Annotated in this window: 19 protein-coding genes; 8 read left to right on the top strand and 11 right to left on the bottom strand. The window is 40.8% G+C overall.

The window, feature by feature from the left end; translation table 11 throughout:
* The first annotated feature begins 14 nt into the window (after positions 1 to 14).
* From FLL46_RS02755 to FLL46_RS02745, 3 genes are read left to right on the top strand one after another with little or no spacing between them, the layout of a single operon-like run.
* The gene (locus tag FLL46_RS02755; RefSeq protein WP_168204014.1) at positions 15 to 374 is read left to right on the top strand and encodes a YraN family protein; all 360 of its coding nucleotides are present in this window, start codon (positions 15 to 17) and stop codon (positions 372 to 374) included.
* A gap of 39 nt (positions 375 to 413) precedes the next feature.
* Entirely contained in the window at positions 414 to 1,001 is a 588-nt protein-coding gene (locus tag FLL46_RS02750; protein ID WP_142891880.1) for a phosphoheptose isomerase, read from the top strand.
* A complete protein-coding gene (locus FLL46_RS02745; protein WP_142891879.1) occupies positions 998 to 1,576 on the top strand; it encodes a BON domain-containing protein in 579 nt (192 codons plus the stop codon). Before FLL46_RS02750 ends, FLL46_RS02745 begins: the two co-directional genes overlap by 4 nt.
* A gap of 181 nt (positions 1,577 to 1,757) precedes the next feature.
* On the opposite strand, the gene FLL46_RS02740 is transcribed toward FLL46_RS02745, so the two are convergent.
* From FLL46_RS02740 to petA, 5 genes are all read right to left on the bottom strand, one after another.
* The gene (locus FLL46_RS02740) at positions 1,758 to 2,294 is read right to left on the bottom strand and encodes a ClpXP protease specificity-enhancing factor (protein WP_142891878.1); all 537 of its coding nucleotides are present in this window, start codon (positions 2,292 to 2,294) and stop codon (positions 1,758 to 1,760) included.
* Positions 2,294 to 2,923 carry a stringent starvation protein SspA gene (gene sspA / locus FLL46_RS02735; protein ID WP_142891877.1) on the bottom strand — a complete coding sequence of 210 codons (630 nt, stop codon included), beginning with the start codon at positions 2,921 to 2,923 and terminating at the stop codon, positions 2,294 to 2,296. The genes FLL46_RS02740 and sspA overlap by 1 nt, the downstream gene beginning before the upstream one ends.
* Before the next feature lie 88 nt (positions 2,924 to 3,011).
* On the bottom strand, positions 3,012 to 3,890 hold the full coding sequence (locus FLL46_RS02730; protein WP_142891876.1) for a cytochrome c1: 879 nt from the start codon (positions 3,888 to 3,890) through the stop codon (positions 3,012 to 3,014).
* Entirely contained in the window at positions 3,890 to 5,101 is a 1,212-nt protein-coding gene (locus FLL46_RS02725; RefSeq protein ID WP_142891949.1) for a cytochrome b, read from the bottom strand. The genes FLL46_RS02730 and FLL46_RS02725 overlap by 1 nt, the downstream gene beginning before the upstream one ends.
* Positions 5,102 to 5,109: 8 nt before the next feature.
* On the bottom strand, positions 5,110 to 5,691 hold the full coding sequence (gene petA, locus FLL46_RS02720; protein WP_142891875.1) for a ubiquinol-cytochrome c reductase iron-sulfur subunit: 582 nt from the start codon (positions 5,689 to 5,691) through the stop codon (positions 5,110 to 5,112).
* 424 nt (positions 5,692 to 6,115) lie between these two features.
* On the opposite strand from petA, the gene FLL46_RS02715 reads away from it, so the two are divergent.
* From FLL46_RS02715 to FLL46_RS02700, 4 genes are read left to right on the top strand one after another with little or no spacing between them, the layout of a single operon-like run.
* Entirely contained in the window at positions 6,116 to 7,333 is a 1,218-nt protein-coding gene (locus FLL46_RS02715; RefSeq protein ID WP_142891874.1) for an Nramp family divalent metal transporter, read from the top strand.
* A gap of 35 nt (positions 7,334 to 7,368) precedes the next feature.
* Positions 7,369 to 8,121, top strand: a complete 753-nt coding sequence (pxpA, locus tag FLL46_RS02710) for a 5-oxoprolinase subunit PxpA (protein WP_142891873.1) — start codon at positions 7,369 to 7,371, stop codon at positions 8,119 to 8,121.
* Between the two features lie 28 nt (positions 8,122 to 8,149).
* Entirely contained in the window at positions 8,150 to 8,857 is a 708-nt protein-coding gene (gene pxpB / locus FLL46_RS02705; RefSeq protein ID WP_142891872.1) for a 5-oxoprolinase subunit PxpB, read from the top strand.
* A complete protein-coding gene (locus FLL46_RS02700; RefSeq protein WP_142891871.1) occupies positions 8,854 to 9,780 on the top strand; it encodes a 5-oxoprolinase subunit C family protein in 927 nt (308 codons plus the stop codon). The genes pxpB and FLL46_RS02700 overlap by 4 nt, the downstream gene beginning before the upstream one ends.
* 3 nt (positions 9,781 to 9,783) lie before the next feature.
* Here FLL46_RS02700 and FLL46_RS02695 read toward each other — a convergent pair whose 3' ends face one another.
* The 4 genes from FLL46_RS02695 to rplM all read right to left on the bottom strand — a co-directional run bounded on the left by FLL46_RS02695 (position 9,784) and on the right by rplM (position 13,140).
* A complete protein-coding gene (locus FLL46_RS02695) occupies positions 9,784 to 11,058 on the bottom strand; it encodes an ABC transporter permease (protein ID WP_168204013.1) in 1,275 nt (424 codons plus the stop codon).
* Positions 11,051 to 12,043 (bottom strand): ABC transporter ATP-binding protein, encoded by a 993-nt coding sequence (locus tag FLL46_RS02690; protein ID WP_142891869.1) that lies wholly within the window; start codon positions 12,041 to 12,043, stop codon positions 11,051 to 11,053. Before FLL46_RS02690 ends, FLL46_RS02695 begins: the two co-directional genes overlap by 8 nt.
* 262 nt (positions 12,044 to 12,305) lie before the next feature.
* Positions 12,306 to 12,698, bottom strand: coding sequence for a 30S ribosomal protein S9 (rpsI, locus tag FLL46_RS02685; RefSeq protein ID WP_142891868.1), 393 nt, complete (start codon positions 12,696 to 12,698; stop codon positions 12,306 to 12,308).
* A 13-nt stretch (positions 12,699 to 12,711) separates the two neighbouring features.
* Positions 12,712 to 13,140, bottom strand: a complete 429-nt coding sequence (rplM, locus tag FLL46_RS02680; RefSeq protein WP_142891867.1) for a 50S ribosomal protein L13 — start codon at positions 13,138 to 13,140, stop codon at positions 12,712 to 12,714.
* Positions 13,141 to 13,471: 331 nt separating this feature from the next.
* On the opposite strand from rplM, the gene FLL46_RS02675 reads away from it, so the two are divergent.
* Positions 13,472 to 13,810: an HU family DNA-binding protein gene (locus FLL46_RS02675; protein ID WP_142891866.1), complete on the top strand. Its 339-nt coding sequence runs from the start codon at positions 13,472 to 13,474 to the stop codon at positions 13,808 to 13,810.
* Between the two features lie 124 nt (positions 13,811 to 13,934).
* Here the strand turns inward: FLL46_RS02675 and zapE are convergent, their stop codons facing one another.
* Together zapE and FLL46_RS02665 are read right to left on the bottom strand one after the other, a co-directional pair.
* Positions 13,935 to 15,026: a cell division protein ZapE gene (zapE, locus tag FLL46_RS02670; protein ID WP_142891948.1), complete on the bottom strand. Its 1,092-nt coding sequence runs from the start codon at positions 15,024 to 15,026 to the stop codon at positions 13,935 to 13,937.
* Between the two features lie 8 nt (positions 15,027 to 15,034).
* Positions 15,035 to 15,736, bottom strand: coding sequence for an alpha/beta hydrolase (locus FLL46_RS02665; protein WP_142891865.1), 702 nt, complete (start codon positions 15,734 to 15,736; stop codon positions 15,035 to 15,037).
* Between the last annotated feature and the right edge of the window lie 262 nt (positions 15,737 to 15,998).

Here is a 15,998-nt window from a genome sequence, read left to right as displayed (position 1 = left end):
AATTGTTTAGCAAAGTGAATAAGCGCGAGTTTGGGTTTCAGTTAGAATCATTTGCCTGTACTCAGCTAAAAAAGTCTCAGTGTTTAATCGTTGAAAACAACTTTCAATGTAAGCTCGGAGAAATTGATATTATCGCTCGTGACGGACAAACACTTATTTTTGTAGAGGTAAGATACCGCAAACAATCAAGTTACGGTGGTGCAGTTGCCAGCGTAGATTTAAGAAAACAGAAGAAAATTATTCAAACAGCCAGCTTCTATTTACAACAGAAAAAACTAACCAATAAAGTCAGCTGCAGATTTGATGTATTTGCCATTGAGGGCAGCGCAGAACGACTTAGCTACAACTGGATCAAGAATGCATTTACTGCTTAAGTCCAATTAAATCAGGTGTTAAAAAATCAGGCTAAAAACATGATAGAAAGAATACGAAACACTTTTACCGAAAGCATCCAGACCAAAATTGCAGCAGCTGATGCGCTTCCGGATAAGATATCAAAGGCCGCGGAATTGATGGTCTCAACTCTGTTAAACGGCGGTAAAATTTTGACCTGCGGTAATGGTGGTTCAGCGGGTGATGCACAGCACTTTTCTTCAGAAATGCTCAACCGATTTGAACGAGAGCGTCCGCCATTGCCAGCAATTGCTTTGACAACTGATACCGGAACCATGACCGCAATTGGTAACGACTATAGCTTTAACGAAATTTTTGCCAAGCAAGTCAAAGCACTTGGACAAGCCGGAGATATATTGCTCGCCTTTTCCACTAGCGGTAATTCTCAGAATGTCATTGAAGCAATGCGCGCCGCACTCGCCAAAGACATGTTAATCATTAGTTGTACCGGCAAGGATGGCGGTGAAATGGCGGGATTGATTGGCGCAAACGACGTGGAAATCAGAGTTCCTTCAAACAGTACCGCCCGCATTCAGGAAGTTCACCTGGTTGTTATTCATTGCTTGTGTGATTTAATTGATAATACACTTTTCGGGGAGGCTAAATGACACGTATATTGATTGTTTTACTAATTTCTAGCTGCAGCCTGCTAAGCGGTTGCACCAGTTTGATCATTGCTGGTGCAGCAACCGGCGCGGCGGCTTCACAAGATCGAAGAACGCTTCCCACTCAGCTGGAAGACCAAAATATTGAATTAAAAGCATTTAACGCCCTATTCGAAAATGAAGAACTTTGGGAGGGCACTAATATCAGCGTGGTCAGTTTTAATAGTACTGTCTTGTTGGTTGGTCAGGCGCCGACGGTCGCTCTCAAACAAAAAGCTGGCGACGAAATTAATAAGATTGCTAAAGTCCATAAAGTCCTAAATCAAATTCGAGTAGCTGCCCCCGTCTCTTTTTTCGCGAGTCGAAATGATGAATACATTACAACTAAAGTAAAATCTTCAATGCTGTTTACCGATGATTTTCCTTCTTCAAAAATAAAAGTGGTTACCGAAAACAGTGAAGTTTTTCTCATGGGGCTAGTCACAGAACAAGAGGCTGCGAAAGCGGTTGAAGTTGCGCGTAACGTCAGTGGTGTTACCAAAGTGATAAAGGCATTTGAATATCTGGAACCAGAATAATCGAAAGGTGACGCAGTTGAGAACTAGACTGCAAAGACTTTTATAACCTCAACTTATACAACTGACATTTAAAATTGTGATAATCAACAAGTAAAAAAAAGAGTGGAAAAATTCCACTCTGATTTAGCTACTTTTTGTTAGTATAGTTATTCGTTTCTACTTCACTGATAATAATCAAATCTTACTTAACAATCTTAAGATGTGAACCTTTCTTAGAAGGTGGCTTTTTATCAGGCGTTGTCGGATCTTGTTCTTTTATTTCACTTGCATCCCTTAAGTGATTAGTACTTTTCGAGTGATTAGCATCCTGGAAACTTTGTGATTCCTCTATTTTTTCAGCATCACTCAACTCTGTTTCTTGTTGACCACTTTGAGACTCTTCTTCCAATTCATCTTGCGGAGGAAATGCCATTCCTAATCCATTTTCCTGCGCATAAATAGCCATTAACGCATTCATAGGAACATATATGTGGCGAGAGACACCACTAAACCTGGCATTAAATGAAACAGCTTCGTTATCAACGTGCCAGTCACGCACTGCAGAAGGATTCGCATTTAATACAATTTGATCATTCTTGATATGTTCTTGTGGCACGTCCACGTATGGTTTAGTTGCATCAACCAAAATATAGGGAGTAGCCTCATTATCGAGCAACCACTCATAAATTGCTCGAAACAGGTAAGGTTTATTTGACGTAAACGTGTCTGGTAACTGCATTAGTCTCGCAGCTCTCGTTCAGCATCGGTGAGACTAGCTTGAAAAGAATCTCTCTCAAAAAGAAGTTCCATATAGCTGCTGACTTCTTTTGCACCGCGTCCGGTCAATTTAATCCCCATCGCAGGCAATCGCCACATTAAAGGAGCCAGGCAGCAATCAATCAATGAAAACTCTTCGCTTAAAAAGTAAGGCGTTTCGCTAAAAACAGGGGCAAGGGTTAACAAGCTTTCGGTAAGTTCTTTACGAGACTTTTCAGCTTCCTTTTCTTTTCCATTTAAGATGGCATTCATCAAGCTGTACCAGTCTTTTTCAATTCGATGCATCATCAGACGAGAGCGAGCACGAGCAACAGGATAAACGGGCATTAGCGGTGGATGAGGAAAGCGCTCGTCAAGATATTCCATAATAATAGGCGCTTCAAACAATACGAGTTCTCTATCAACTAAAGTCGGAACTGTGTTGTAAGGATTTAAGTCGATTAAATCTTCTGGTGGTTGTTGATTACCCACTACTTCAATTGCTTCGAAATTAACACCTTTCTCAGCTAATACAATTCGAACCTGATGACTGTACACATCGTCAGAACCCGTATACAAGGTCATTATTGAGCGTTTGGCTACTGTTGCCATGGAGTCTTCTCCGTACTTGCGAAAAAAGAGTAACCACCCATTGTAGTTACTCTTTAGATTAATGTTTTTTTAATTGCTATTAGAGATTCTAGTGAATATCTTTCCAATATTCTTTCTTAAGTAGATAAGCAACAAATCCAAATCCTACTATAAACAATAAGACCCAAACGCCTAATCTTTCTCTCTCTAACTTAATTGGCTCGCCGACATAATCAAGGAAATTCACCAAGTCAGCCATTGCGCTATCGAACTCTTGGGGACTTAGTCGACCTTCTTTAACGATTGTAAAAAACTCTCCTGCAGCTGCTAACTCAACCATCGCCGCCTCAGCGTCGTGAATCGTTTTCTCTGCCTGCTTGAGCATTTTTTCTGCCTCGCTGGTGTTATTGCCTTCCTCTAACTGTTTACGAGCATTAGCAATATCGGCTTGAGCATAAAGAACATCGTTTTCTAATCCTTTCACTTTCTCAGTTTTTGCCTGTAATCCCTGCATATTCTCTAACACATGAGGCATACCAACGTCTTTAAATACGCCGTTATTAACACCATAGGGCCGTGAATCATCGACATAAAAGCCACGCATATAGTTATACAACCAATGAGTTCCACGAGCACGAGATACCACTGATAAATCCGGTGGCGCAGCGCCAAACCAATTAGCAGCAGCTTTGGTTTTCATGGTGTTTTCCATCAAATCGCCGACTTTTCCTTCGGAAAACAAAAGGTTTTCAATCATTATATCTTCTGGAATTAACAAGTCCTTTGCAGCACGATTGTAGCGTTGAAACTCAAGCGAGTGACATCCCATACAATTGTTCATGTAGATCTGCATTCCACGCTGTTGTGAAACAATTAATGCATCATCATTAAGAATCGGCAACTTATCATCAGGAAAAGTCAAACCTGCTTCAGCAGCAGATAATGAAAACGATAACATTGCGCTTATTGTTATTAGTAACTTTTTCATTAGTGAGTCACCCTCTCAGGTACAGGCTTAGTGTCTCCCCATGTACTCCACCAAGGCATCCCCAGGAAGAATACAAAATAATAAACTGTCGCTATTTGAGCAACAAGAGTCCGCATTGGCGTTGGCCCTTTCATGCCAAGGTAACCCAGGACAAAGAAAGCAATGACAAATAAACCTAACCAAACTTTAAAGCTCCAATGTTTGTAACGAATAGATTTAACTTTGCTTCGATCAAGCCACGGCAAGAAGAACATAACAATCAGGGAGGCAGCCATCGCAACAACACCAAGTTGTTGATCAGGGACCGCTCTTAATATCGAGTAGTATGGTGTGAAATACCAGACTGGCGCGATATGCGCTGGAGTTTTTAGTGGATCTGCCGGTGTAAAGTTAGGTGGCTCTAGGAAGAAACCATTTAACTCTGGGGCGAAAAAGATAATCAGGCAGAAGAAGAACAAGAAGCCTGCAACACCAACAATATCTTTAACAGTATAGTAAGGATGGAAAGGAATACCGTCTAATGGGATACCATTTTCATCTTTATATTTCTTAATTTCTATTCCGTCAGGGTTGTTTGAACCAACTTTATGCAATGCAACGATATGTAAGAAAACCATCAATAACAATGCTATTGGTAGTGCAACAACATGTAGTGCAAAGAAACGATTCAAGGTTGCACCCGAAATGATAAAGTCACCTCGAATCCATTCTGTTAAGTAATCGCCAACATAAGGAACCGCGCTAAACAGATTGATAATAACCTGAGCTCCCCAGTATGACATGTTACCCCATGGAAGTAAGTAACCCATAAATGCTTCAGCCATCAGTAATACGAAGATGATCATACCGAAAAGCCAGACTAACTCGCGGGGTTTTCTGAAAGAGCCATAAATCAGGCCGCGGAACATATGGAGATAGACAACCACGAAAAACGCGGAAGCGCCGGTGGAGTGCATGTAGCGTAACAGCCATCCCCAGTTAACGTCTCGCATGATGAACTCAACCGAAGCATAAGCATGTTCGCCAGATGGGTTATAGTTCATCGTTAACCAGATACCGGTTAGAATTTGATTCACCAAAACGAGAAGCGCTAGTGAACCAAAGAAGTACCAAAAGTTAAAATTCTTTGGTGCATAATATTCTGCCAGATGTTCGTTCCAAACTTTGGTCAGTGGAAAACGATCATCAATCCACTGCATCAGCTGAGCCATTTTAGTCATTATGCAGCCCCCTCATCTACGCCGATTACGATCTTGTTATTTCCTTGATAAGAGTATGGCGGCACTTGAAGATTCTTCGAAGCAGGTACACCGGCAAATACACGACCGGCTAAATCAAAGCGTGAACCGTGGCAAGGACAGAAGAACCCGCCGCCCCAATCAACTTCAGTTTCTTTCAGATGCTGAGGTACACAACCCAGGTGAGTACAAATACCAACTAGCACAATCACGTCAGGACGAATTGATCGAGTGACGCCATCAACATATTCAGGCTGTTGCTCAATATTTTGTGACTCAGGATCTTTTAATTCCTGCGTTGTATTCTTTAGTGCGTCAACGACTGTTTCACTTCGTTTAACTACAAAAACAGGTTTTCCGCGCCACTCAACTTTTACCATTTGCCCTTCTTCAAGCTTGTCGAGCGGCACTTCAACCGGCGCCCCAGCGGCCTGAGCTTTCGCGCTCGGCTTCCAAGAACCTAGAAATGGAACCGCTACAAAGCCCGCTCCAACCACTCCAACGGCACTCGTTGCAAGTGTAAGGAAACGACGTTTGCCGCTATCTACACCATCATTACTCATTCGGATAGTCTCCCCATCGACCAGTAACTAATACTTGATAATAATTTCTTTTTAACAGGTAAACTTGTCGGCAAGAATGTTTGTTTTAACCGCCAAATTCCCTTATAAACAGGATTCGCGGGCAGATCATAAAGAAATACCATGACTTTTACAAGGAAATGCCGTTTTTTGTTTGTATCTTATTGATATATAATAATATTTATTTTTTACATTAAACTTCGACATAGCCACCATAAAGCCCTCTATCAAGTATCAAAATTTATTTAATTCGGTGCAATTATCAGTTTTACTGTTTAAGCGGGTAAATTGATAACTTTTATCGACGTTATTATCCGGTATTATAGGGCTTCAAGATCTCGGTAAATTAATAATAGTTCAATTAGAGTTAACCAGGCTCAATAATAAAAGAGAGATTACAAACGCAATGAAACTACCTCAGGTTGGTCCCGCATTTTTGGTTACGGCCGCATTTATCGGCCCCGGAACAGTGATTACTGCCAGCTTGGCCGGTACTCACTTTGGCTATTCTCTGATTTGGGCTTTATTATTTTCTGTCATTGCAACTATCATTTTGCAAGAAATGACAGCCCGCCTGGGAATTGTCACGCAACAGGGGCTAGGAGAAAACATACGCAGCAGCTTCCAACAGCCGTTACTAAGGGCAATTTCAATTTTACTGGTCGTCAGTGCCATTGTGGTTGGCAATGCGGCGTATCAAAGCGGCAATATCTCTGGGGCCAGTCTTGGCCTATCAGGCTTATTAGAACTTCAACTATCAGGTTCATCAGATCTTTCACTATGGCCTTTAATCATCGGCGTTGTCGCATTTATTCTATTGTGGAGTGGTAGTTACAAAATCGTCGAAAAGGCATTGATCCTATTGGTCTGTATTATGAGTCTGGCATTCCTGACGACTTTCATCATCACTCAGCCTGACTTATCTGAGTTATTCTCTGGTTTACTAATTCCCAGCATGCCTGACGGTTCAACACTAACCATTATTGCATTGATAGGAACCACTGTTGTTCCTTATAATTTGTTTCTGCATTCTGCGAGCGTCAAACAAAAATGGCAATCACCGGATGATTTGCCCGAAGCGACGAAAGACCTTTTTATTTCCATTCCCCTCGGTGGATTGATTTCTATCGCAATAGTTTCAACAGCCGCCGCAGCCTTTTTTGGAAAGCAGGTAACAATTCAGTCTGCCGCCGATCTGGCCCCGGCATTAGAACCCGTTTTTGGCGAACTTGCCAAAACATTCATGGCCATTGGTCTGTTTGCCGCCGGTATATCCTCCGCAGTAACAGCCCCACTCGCATCTGCATACGCCCTGAGTGGAATTCTCAACTTGAAAAACAACCTTGATACTATTGAGTTTAAGGCTATCTGGATTATTATTTTAATTTCAGGCGTGGTGGTTTCGAGTATCGGATACAAACCGATTTCCATTATCTGGTTTGCGCAAGTGGCAAACGGTATTCTATTACCAATTATCTGTGCGTTTTTATTGTGGATTATGAACAGCGAAAAATTAGGAAGTCATCGTAATTCGGCCATGCAAAACATTCTTGGTTTAGCCGTTTTAGCAGTTACTTTGATTCTTAGCGGCCGCAGTTTGATGCTTGCTTTTGGCTGGCTATAATTTTCAAATAATTTTGACAAGTGGCTAACAGTCCTATGAATTCAACCATCGACATCAATTGTGATTTGGGCGAAGGCAACTCCGCAGAGGATTGCGAAAAAGACGCGCGCTTAATGCCCTTTATTTCAAGTTGTAATATCGCTTGTGGCGGTCACGCAGGTAACGAAAAAACAATATTAATATCCCTACTAAACGCTTCCAAACATCAGCTCAATATTGGTGCTCATCCCGGCTATCCCGATAAAAAAAATTTTGGTCGAGTTTCGATGTCAATCAATGTGACCGAACTTGAGTCAACTATTTATCAGCAACTCAACCTGATAACTGAAATCGCTGAGCAACAATCGATTCAACTCAACCATGTAAAATTGCACGGCGCTTTATATAATGACGTTGAGAAATCTTCAGAATTAGCAACTCGCGTAGCAACACTAATAAAGTCACAATTTGCAAAACTAAAAATTTTCGGTTTAGCCGGTGGAAAATTGCAGCAAGCGAGTCACGAAATTGGCGTTGAATTTGTCGCCGAAGGATTTATGGATCGGGCTTATCTCGCTAATGGTCAGTTAGCACCAAGAAGCATTGCTGGTGCGGTTTTAGAAGATGAACAAACAAGCATACGACAAGCTGTCGCACTTGCTGCTCAAAAACCGATTCAAACAATAGAAAACAAAACGATTCACCCGAAAGTCGATACCATATGTTTACATGGCGACAACCCGAGAGCACTATCGATTATAAAGAATCTAGCTGACGCATTGAAACTTGCCAAAGTGACAATTCAGTAAAAAGTTTCACGGTGACTTAAACCTTTTTATGACCAACTTAACAACGCATATTCCCCATCAATTAATCACTAATGGTGATGCGGCAATTACCATTGAATATCAAGCTGTCATTGATGAGAAATTAACTGAACACATAATTCAAACAACGCACTACCTGACAAAACAACTCAAGAATTATGCCACAGAGTTCATCCCTGGCTATCAGACACTCACCGTTGTTTTCTCTCCCCTGAAAATATCGATAGAGCGATTTGAACAGGTGTTGAAAGAGTTACTTGAGAAACCGATTCAACAACAACCAATCCATGGCAGACTTATTCAAATCCCGGCATGCTACGATCACGAGTTAGCACCCGACCTTTTGCCTCTGGCCAACTATTGTCAATTATCGATCAAAGAAGTCATTCATCTTCACACGCAAACAACTTACCTGGTCCACATGTTAGGTTTTTTGCCTGGTTTTTTATATCTTGGTGGCTTAACTGACAAACTTCATTGCCCGCGAAAATCAACACCAGCAACTAGAATACCGGCAGGGGCCATTGGTATTGGCGGTCAACAAACAGGGATCTATCCAGTAGCGAGCCCAGGTGGTTGGAATATTATCGGACAAACACCGGTCAATCTCTTTAACCCATTAAACACAGAGCCGTTTATTGCAGCTCCATTAGATAAAATACAGTTTGTTCCCATTAGTAAAAAAGAATTCATAGCACTAAAGAAGAAACAATCATGAGCATTCACTTTGTTAAACCTGGTTTGCAAACTAGCCTTCAGGATCTGGGGCGAATCGGTCAAATGCACAAAGGAATTTCTCGTAGTGGCGCAATGGATACCGTTGCCATGCAAATGGCGAACTGGTTAGTCTCAAAGCCGCTTGACTCTGCCGTTCTGGAAATAACCTTAGTTGGTCCAACTCTGGCGTTCGAAAAAGCAATGACCCTTGGCGTATGTGGTGCTGAATTCGAGCTTTTTCTAAATGGAAACCAGGTCTTCAACAATGAAAGTTTCAATGTCAAACCCGGCGATAAGCTTCAATTTGACAAGCTAAAAACTGGCGCCCGAGCTTATCTCGCGTTTTCAGGAGAGCTCAAGTTAGCAAAAGTTTTAGCTAGTTATTCGACACATATTACTGCAGGTTTTGGCGGCTATCAGGGACGGCAATTTAAGCTCAACGACTCATTAGAACTTCACCAAACACAGATAAAAGACGCTAGAAAGTTACCAAAAGAATGTGAAATGTTCTACTCAGGAAACTACCTTCTCCGTTGTGTTTCAAGCGTTGAATCCAGTTTATTTAAACAGCAGAACAAAAATCAGTTTTACGCTTCAAGCTACAAAGTTTCAACAGATTCTAATCGCATGGGAATTCGACTTTCAGATAACCCAATCCAGCTAGATAACAAACTCGAAATATTATCAAGTGGCTTAACCCAGGGAAGCATTCAAATACCTCCCTCAGGCGAACCAATAATATCATCTGTCGACGGACAAACTATCGGCGGTTATCCACGAATTGCAAACGTCATAACTGCCGACTTATCGCTGTTAGGTCAGCTTAAAGCGAATGATAAAGTTAACTTCGTTTTTACTACTAACAAACAAGCCAATATCATTCTCACCAACAAACAGAAAATAATGAATAAGCTCCTTCGATAGCCGCTAACTCTGACGTATCCAGCGATAGACTTCAGACCACTTTGGTTTTTTACCTGTCTTTAGAATTCCAATTCGGTAAATTTTCCCTGCGAAGGAAAATACAAAAAACAACGTGGCAATATTAACGCTTAACGCTACTGCAACTTCCCACATGGGAATATCAATAACTGCCATGCGAACTGGCATTACAATTATTGATGCGAAAGGAATTAGCGAGGACACCTGGGCAATCGAGTTAGATGGATCTTTGATGATGGTAAAACAAATGTAAAATGGAATTAATATCAAAAACATTAAAGGTGTAGCGCCCTGCTGAGCTTCGCTAATGTTATCAAAAATAGCACCAACTGCTGCGTACAAACCAAGAAAAGTAACAAGTCCGATACCATAGTTAATAACAAAATAAGCGATCTGACCTAGCGTAATTGAAACTTGAAATTGTTCCGGAAGAACAAATAAAGTGGTCACACTTAATAAAACAAAAGGTAACATCCAGATTATAATTTGTAATAATCCTGCAGTTGTCGTCGCAATAATTTTGGCAGTCATTAGCTCATTGGCATGAAGCGATGAAAGTAACACTTCTACCACCCGATTTTCTTTTTCCTCTATTACTGCTCGCAAAATTTGCAAACCGATCATTAACAAACTCATGTAGAGTAAAAACGCGAGCACAAATGCTACAATATAAGCACCATAATTATCTTCTTCAATATCTTCTTTTTCGCTGACTTTAAAGCTGGTTAGTTTGACGTTATTGCGAGCGAATTCTAGATCTCTATCAGATATCGCCTTACCAGAAAAATGCTGATCGACAAGGACGTTATTGACCAGTCTTTTAATCCGGCCGGTAATATTATTATTCTTTGGATTGTTTGAGTAATAGGCAATTTCCTTTTCGTAATCAACAGACTTCCCTACAAAAAAGATGCCATTCAGCTCACCATTGAGCAACCTGGATTTATTTTCCTCGACGAAACTTTTCAAGTCAGATTCAGGCATTGACTGCACATTGATTTCATACAATGACTGGTTGATGTTTTCTGATTCATCGAATTCTTTTCTAAGCAAAGCAACTAGCGTAGAATCTTCCGCAACCACTTCGATACTAACCTGTTTCTCTTCTTCGAACATCATCAAGAAACTCTGAAACCCGAGTCCACCAAAAATAAGAAGAGGAACGAGAACTGTCGTGATGATAAATGTTTTTGTCATCACCTGGGCCTTCAACTCTCTCTTTATCACAGCATAAGTTCTGAATGAAAATAAATTACGCATTTTGTAAAGTCTCCTGTTTGCTTTCAGAAGAATTGGTTGATACAGCATCAACTTCTTGTTGCTCAATAGTTGAGCTTGGTGAACTTCTGTCTGCAGTAAGATTAATGAAAATTTCATGTAATGAAATATCATTAGCGTCGAATCTTTTCACAGTAATATTATTTTCAACAAGCAGTCTTAATAATGTTTGTACGTCTTCCTTTTCCTTTACCTGAATTCCTGTAAACCTGCCAAAATCTTCCATTTTTTCTACACAAGATTGAGATTCTAAAAACTTGATGTCTCCTTCATAAACGAGGCTAATATTTTTTTGGCTGTAGCTTCGCTTAAGCTCTGATAAATCCCCTTGCTCAATAATTTTTCCCTCATGGATAATGGCGATGTGATCGCACATTTTTTCGGCAAAATCCATTAGGTGTGTAGAAAAAATAATAATCTTACCGGCTTTTTTTAGTTCCAGAATAATATCTTTAAGAATGTTGGTGTTGACGGGGTCGAGTCCGGAAAATGGCTCATCAAGAATAATGAATTCGGGATCATGAATAACAGTACAGATAAATTGAATTTTTTGCTGGTTACCTTTTGAAAGATCTTCAACTTTGGCATCTTTGCGGTCAAGTAATTCAAATCGTTCTAAGTATTCCAGCGCTTTAGATTTTACTTGTGGTCCTTGCACACCTTTTAATTCCGCAAAAAACAGAATGGTGTCTAAAACTTTCATTTTTTTGTAAAGCCCACGCTCCTCCGGTAAATAACCGACTTTGTCGCGAAACTCTTGCCCAACATTAACCCCACGTAGTAGAACCTCTCCTTCGTCGGGAAAGTAAATGTTCATTAACAGACGTATGGTGGTTGTTTTGCCGGCACCATTTCTGCCCAACAATCCAAACACTGCACCTTCAGGAATATTAAATGAAACCTTGTCGACTGCAGATAATTCACCGAAATTCTTCACCAGATTCCTGGCTTCCAATGCAAATGCCATTCATTGCTCCTTGATCACGATTTGCTGAATTGATAATCAGCACACCAGGAAGCAACCTATTTCTTTCTAAACAGGTTACCTCACACTATTCACTTCGATTGTAACGCGTTCGATTGCTGAATATTTCGTTATTATTAACAATTCAGAAAACCAGGCAATTATCACGAAAGAAACCGTTTCGCTAGAACGAAAAAAAGCGCCTCCAAAAGGAGGCGCTTTCCGAACGCAAGACTTTGAGGAATAAATTCCCCAAAAGCAAATTTTAACGCTTCGAGAACTGAGGACGTTTACGAGCTTTGTGAAGACCAACTTTCTTACGCTCAACTTCACGTGCATCACGAGTTACATAACCCGCTTTACGTAGTGCTGGACGTGTTTCTTCATCAAACTCCATCAACGCTCTGGTAATTCCAAGACGAATTGCGCCAGCTTGTCCAGTGTCACCACCGCCTTTAACTGTCACATATGCATCAAACTTTTCTACGTTTTCAGTAAGTTCAAGCGGTTGGCGAACAACCATTCTTGAAGTCTCACGACCAAAATATTCGTCTAGCGGTTGCTGGTTAACAACAATGTCACCTTTGCCTGGACGAAGAAAGACTCGTGCGGTAGAGCTCTTGCGACGACCTGTACCATAGTATTGTGTATTAGACATTATTCTTCACCAATTAAATGTTAAGTTCTTTTGGCTGTTGTGCCTGATGAGAATGCTCAGGACCAACAAAAATCTTTAGCTTGCGTAAACATGCACGGCCCAAAGGATTGCTTGGGATCATACCTTTTACAGCATTTTGTAAGATTCTTTCCGGCGCTTTTTCTCTTAATTTCTCAAGAGTAATGCCACGGATACCACCAGGATAACCTGTATGGTGGTAGTATGTTTTAGCAGCTTCTTTATTACCAGTTACTGCTATTTTCTCAGCGTTTACAACAACGATATAATCGCCGGTGTCAACGTGAGGTGTATATTCTGCTTTATGCTTGCCGCGTAATCTGCGGGCAATCTCTGTAGCCAAACGGCCTAGAGTTTTACCAGTTGCGTCTACAACGTACCAATCACGTTTTACAGACTCTGGTTTTGCACTAAAAGTTCTCATTTTTAGCTCCAGTTCAGGGCTTTGCTTATGCCTAGCGTTCGTTAATACCTTTAAAAAAGAGCGCGAATTTTACAGAAATGATAGCTAAGACACAACCTATTTTAGTTAAAAAATACTAACTTTGACTGATTTTTGCTGTTGATTTTCATTAAAATTCACTCAATCCCCTTAAATACTTGGCTACAGAGTGCAAATAAATATAAAAATATTAAAATAATGCTTTATTTCCAGCGGTTTCTAAGTTAAAAAGCACATCAGCTAAGTGCTTATTTATCCGGGCGATACTTGCCCAATAGTTCTTTTCTTTAACTAATCTAATCAGGAACTGATTATGGCTACAGCAAAAAAACCAAAAACTATCAAAGAAAGATACACCAAAACTCAAATCATGACGGAAATTGCCGACTCTACAGGTCTAACCAAGAAACAGGTATCTTCTGTATTTGACGAGCTATCAGACGTTATCGAACGCCACATCAAAAAGCGTGCATGCGGTGAGTTTGTTCTTCCAGGCTTATTAAAAGTAACAACGGTTAAGAAGAAAGCAACTAAAGCGCGTAAAGGTATCAACCCTTTCACTGGCGAAGAGACCATGTTCAAAGCGAAACCAGCTTCAACTCAGGTAAAAGTTCGCCCGTTAAAGAAAATGAAAGATATGGCAACCAGTTAATTTAACTGCCAGTATATTATTGAATGCCATTAAGGGCTTATTAGCTATTATAAGCCCTTAATTTTCTATTGTTTATTGAAACAAAAGCAGTCCCATAAACATCTGATGAAGCATCATCGACGGTTCAAGCAAGATGTTCTTTTGCCAAATAATCGTGAGATTGCATCTCCTGTAACCGACTTAATGTTCTTTTAAACTCAAACGCTAGCTGATTTCCCAAATACAATTCTTCTAATCTCACAGCCGCAGTTAACATCAGCTTCACATTTCGCTCGTAGAATTCATCAACCATACTGATAAATCGTCGCGCCGCAGAATCATCCTTTGACTCTAGTTGAGGAATCTCACTGACTATCACCGTATGGTAACAGCGAGACAACTCGATATAGTCAGTATGACTACGCGCCGTTTCACAAATATCACTAAATCGAAACCACACGACACCTTCAGCACAGCGAACAGTTTGAATCTGGCGGTGTTCAACCTCGATAGAACTGGCCTCTGGTTGCTCTTCAGTACTCAGATGCTCAAAACTGTAGTTCAGGTTATCGATTGCCTCCTGGTCGTGTGGGCAGTGAAAAATATCTGCTTGTTCCAATGTTCTTAACCGATAATCGATTCCACCATCAACATTCACTACCTGTGTGTGCTGTTGGATAAGCTTAATTGCAGGAATAAATCTTTCTCGCTGCAAGCCATTCCAATAAAGTCGTTCAGGAGGAATATTAGAGGTCGCAACTAAGCTAACGCCACGCTCAAATAGCGCTTCAAACAAGCCCCCTAACAACATCGCATCAGTAATATCACTCACGAAAAATTCATCAAAACAGATTACACATGTCTGCTGGGCGATATCATCAGCAATTTTGATCAAAGGATCTCTTTGGCCTTTGTGGGTCGTCAGTTGCTCGTGCAACTGGTGCATGAATCGATGAAAATGCAGCCGCATTTTGTTTTCAAACGGCAACTGATCGTAAAACATATCCATCAGATAAGTTTTTCCTCTCCCCACACCGCCCCAAAAATAGAGTCCTTTTTCCGGAAGTTGATCGTTGGAAAATACGGATGTCAAATTTGCGAAAAAACCCTTTGGTTGATTGGCTTTAACTAATCTCTGATATAAATCATCGAGCAGTTGAATCGCCTGTGCCTGCGCAGGATCTTCAGTAAACTCTCCCGACTGCATATCAATTTGGTATTTTTCCAGCGGCGTCATTGTCATAATCAATCTTTCTCGTTAGCCTGGTTATTGATGTGCTGGGTGACTATGTTTTCAACTTTCTCTCTCAGCTCTATCAAACGACCGTGAAAAAAATGACTTGCATCGTCCATCGTGATCATTTGAGGCCGATCTGAAAATGAGTTGACCCATTCAACTACCCCGGAATACTCCACTAACTCGTCTTTACTACCGATGATAATTGTCCAATCGCACTCAGGTCTGACAAAATCTCCAAAATCAAACCGCTGCACCGGCGGCGCGACACTGAGCAACATCGATGGTTGAAGCTGCGATGCAGCTAACGCCGACACAAAAGAACCAAAGGAAAATCCAGTGACAATTAGCTGTTTGCCCGGATATCGGCTTTTCATCCAATCCACCACAGCAAGCAAATCTAACTGCTCACCTCGACCTTCATCATAACTCCCTTCACTAGCACCAACCCCGCGGAAATTAAATCTAAGGCTAGGAATTCCAAGTCCAGCAATGCTCCTCGATACAGTGTGCACGACTTTATTTGTCATGGTACCACCGTGTAAGGAATGTGGATGACAGTTCACCGATATAAATGAGGCATCACAATCGGACACAGAACTATCTCCAGACGCTCCCCCGGTTAACGATGATCCTTTTGGTAAATCCAGAATCGCCTGTATTTTTCCAGCAGGCCCAGAAATTTGAACATCTTGAGAATTAATTTGCATTGGAAATGAGTCCAATTGGCTAAATGCCGCGCATTTTCTCACTAAATAATGAGCTTTACCAGCTTCCTTCTATGTCCAGCCCAAATCAATTTGCTATCTAATTGATTTCCATTTGCAACAACAATCAAGCTTTACAATGCTCCGTGAACGCAAATTTAAATATAGCCAACTTATTTTCCTTAATATGTACCAGTCATCCATTTGACATTATTAATTACACTCTTTTCAATGACTTCATTTAGGCGAGCCAACTCACTCACAA

This window comes from Aliikangiella coralliicola (genome assembly GCF_007004725.1).
GTDB classification, from domain to species: domain Bacteria; phylum Pseudomonadota; class Gammaproteobacteria; order Enterobacterales; family Kangiellaceae; genus Aliikangiella; species Aliikangiella coralliicola.
This window is presented reverse-complemented; position numbering and strand designations above follow the sequence as displayed.

Bases quoted from the DNA above. Each gene is read 5' to 3' on its own strand.
- FLL46_RS02750 (WP_142891880.1), top strand. From the start codon at position 414: ATGATAGAAAGAATACGAAACACTTTTACCGAAAGCATCCAGACCAAA.
- FLL46_RS02745 (WP_142891879.1), top strand. From the start codon at position 998: ATGACACGTATATTGATTGTTTTACTAATTTCTAGCTGCAGCCTGCTA.
- FLL46_RS02740 (WP_142891878.1), bottom strand. From the start codon at position 2,294: ATGCAGTTACCAGACACGTTTACGTCAAATAAACCTTACCTGTTTCGA.
- sspA (WP_142891877.1), bottom strand. From the start codon at position 2,923: ATGGCAACAGTAGCCAAACGCTCAATAATGACCTTGTATACGGGTTCT.
- FLL46_RS02730 (WP_142891876.1), bottom strand. From the start codon at position 3,890: ATGAAAAAGTTACTAATAACAATAAGCGCAATGTTATCGTTTTCATTA.
- FLL46_RS02725 (WP_142891949.1), bottom strand. From the start codon at position 5,101: ATGGCTCAGCTGATGCAGTGGATTGATGATCGTTTTCCACTGACCAAA.
- petA (WP_142891875.1), bottom strand. From the start codon at position 5,691: ATGAGTAATGATGGTGTAGATAGCGGCAAACGTCGTTTCCTTACACTT.
- FLL46_RS02715 (WP_142891874.1), top strand. From the start codon at position 6,116: ATGAAACTACCTCAGGTTGGTCCCGCATTTTTGGTTACGGCCGCATTT.
- pxpA (WP_142891873.1), top strand. From the start codon at position 7,369: ATGAATTCAACCATCGACATCAATTGTGATTTGGGCGAAGGCAACTCC.
- pxpB (WP_142891872.1), top strand. From the start codon at position 8,150: ATGACCAACTTAACAACGCATATTCCCCATCAATTAATCACTAATGGT.
- FLL46_RS02700 (WP_142891871.1), top strand. From the start codon at position 8,854: ATGAGCATTCACTTTGTTAAACCTGGTTTGCAAACTAGCCTTCAGGAT.
- FLL46_RS02695 (WP_168204013.1), bottom strand. From the start codon at position 11,058: ATGCGTAATTTATTTTCATTCAGAACTTATGCTGTGATAAAGAGAGAG.
- FLL46_RS02690 (WP_142891869.1), bottom strand. From the start codon at position 12,043: ATGGCATTTGCATTGGAAGCCAGGAATCTGGTGAAGAATTTCGGTGAA.
- rpsI (WP_142891868.1), bottom strand. From the start codon at position 12,698: ATGTCTAATACACAATACTATGGTACAGGTCGTCGCAAGAGCTCTACC.
- rplM (WP_142891867.1), bottom strand. From the start codon at position 13,140: ATGAGAACTTTTAGTGCAAAACCAGAGTCTGTAAAACGTGATTGGTAC.
- FLL46_RS02675 (WP_142891866.1), top strand. From the start codon at position 13,472: ATGGCTACAGCAAAAAAACCAAAAACTATCAAAGAAAGATACACCAAA.
- zapE (WP_142891948.1), bottom strand. From the start codon at position 15,026: ATGACGCCGCTGGAAAAATACCAAATTGATATGCAGTCGGGAGAGTTT.
- FLL46_RS02665 (WP_142891865.1), bottom strand. From the start codon at position 15,736: ATGCAAATTAATTCTCAAGATGTTCAAATTTCTGGGCCTGCTGGAAAA.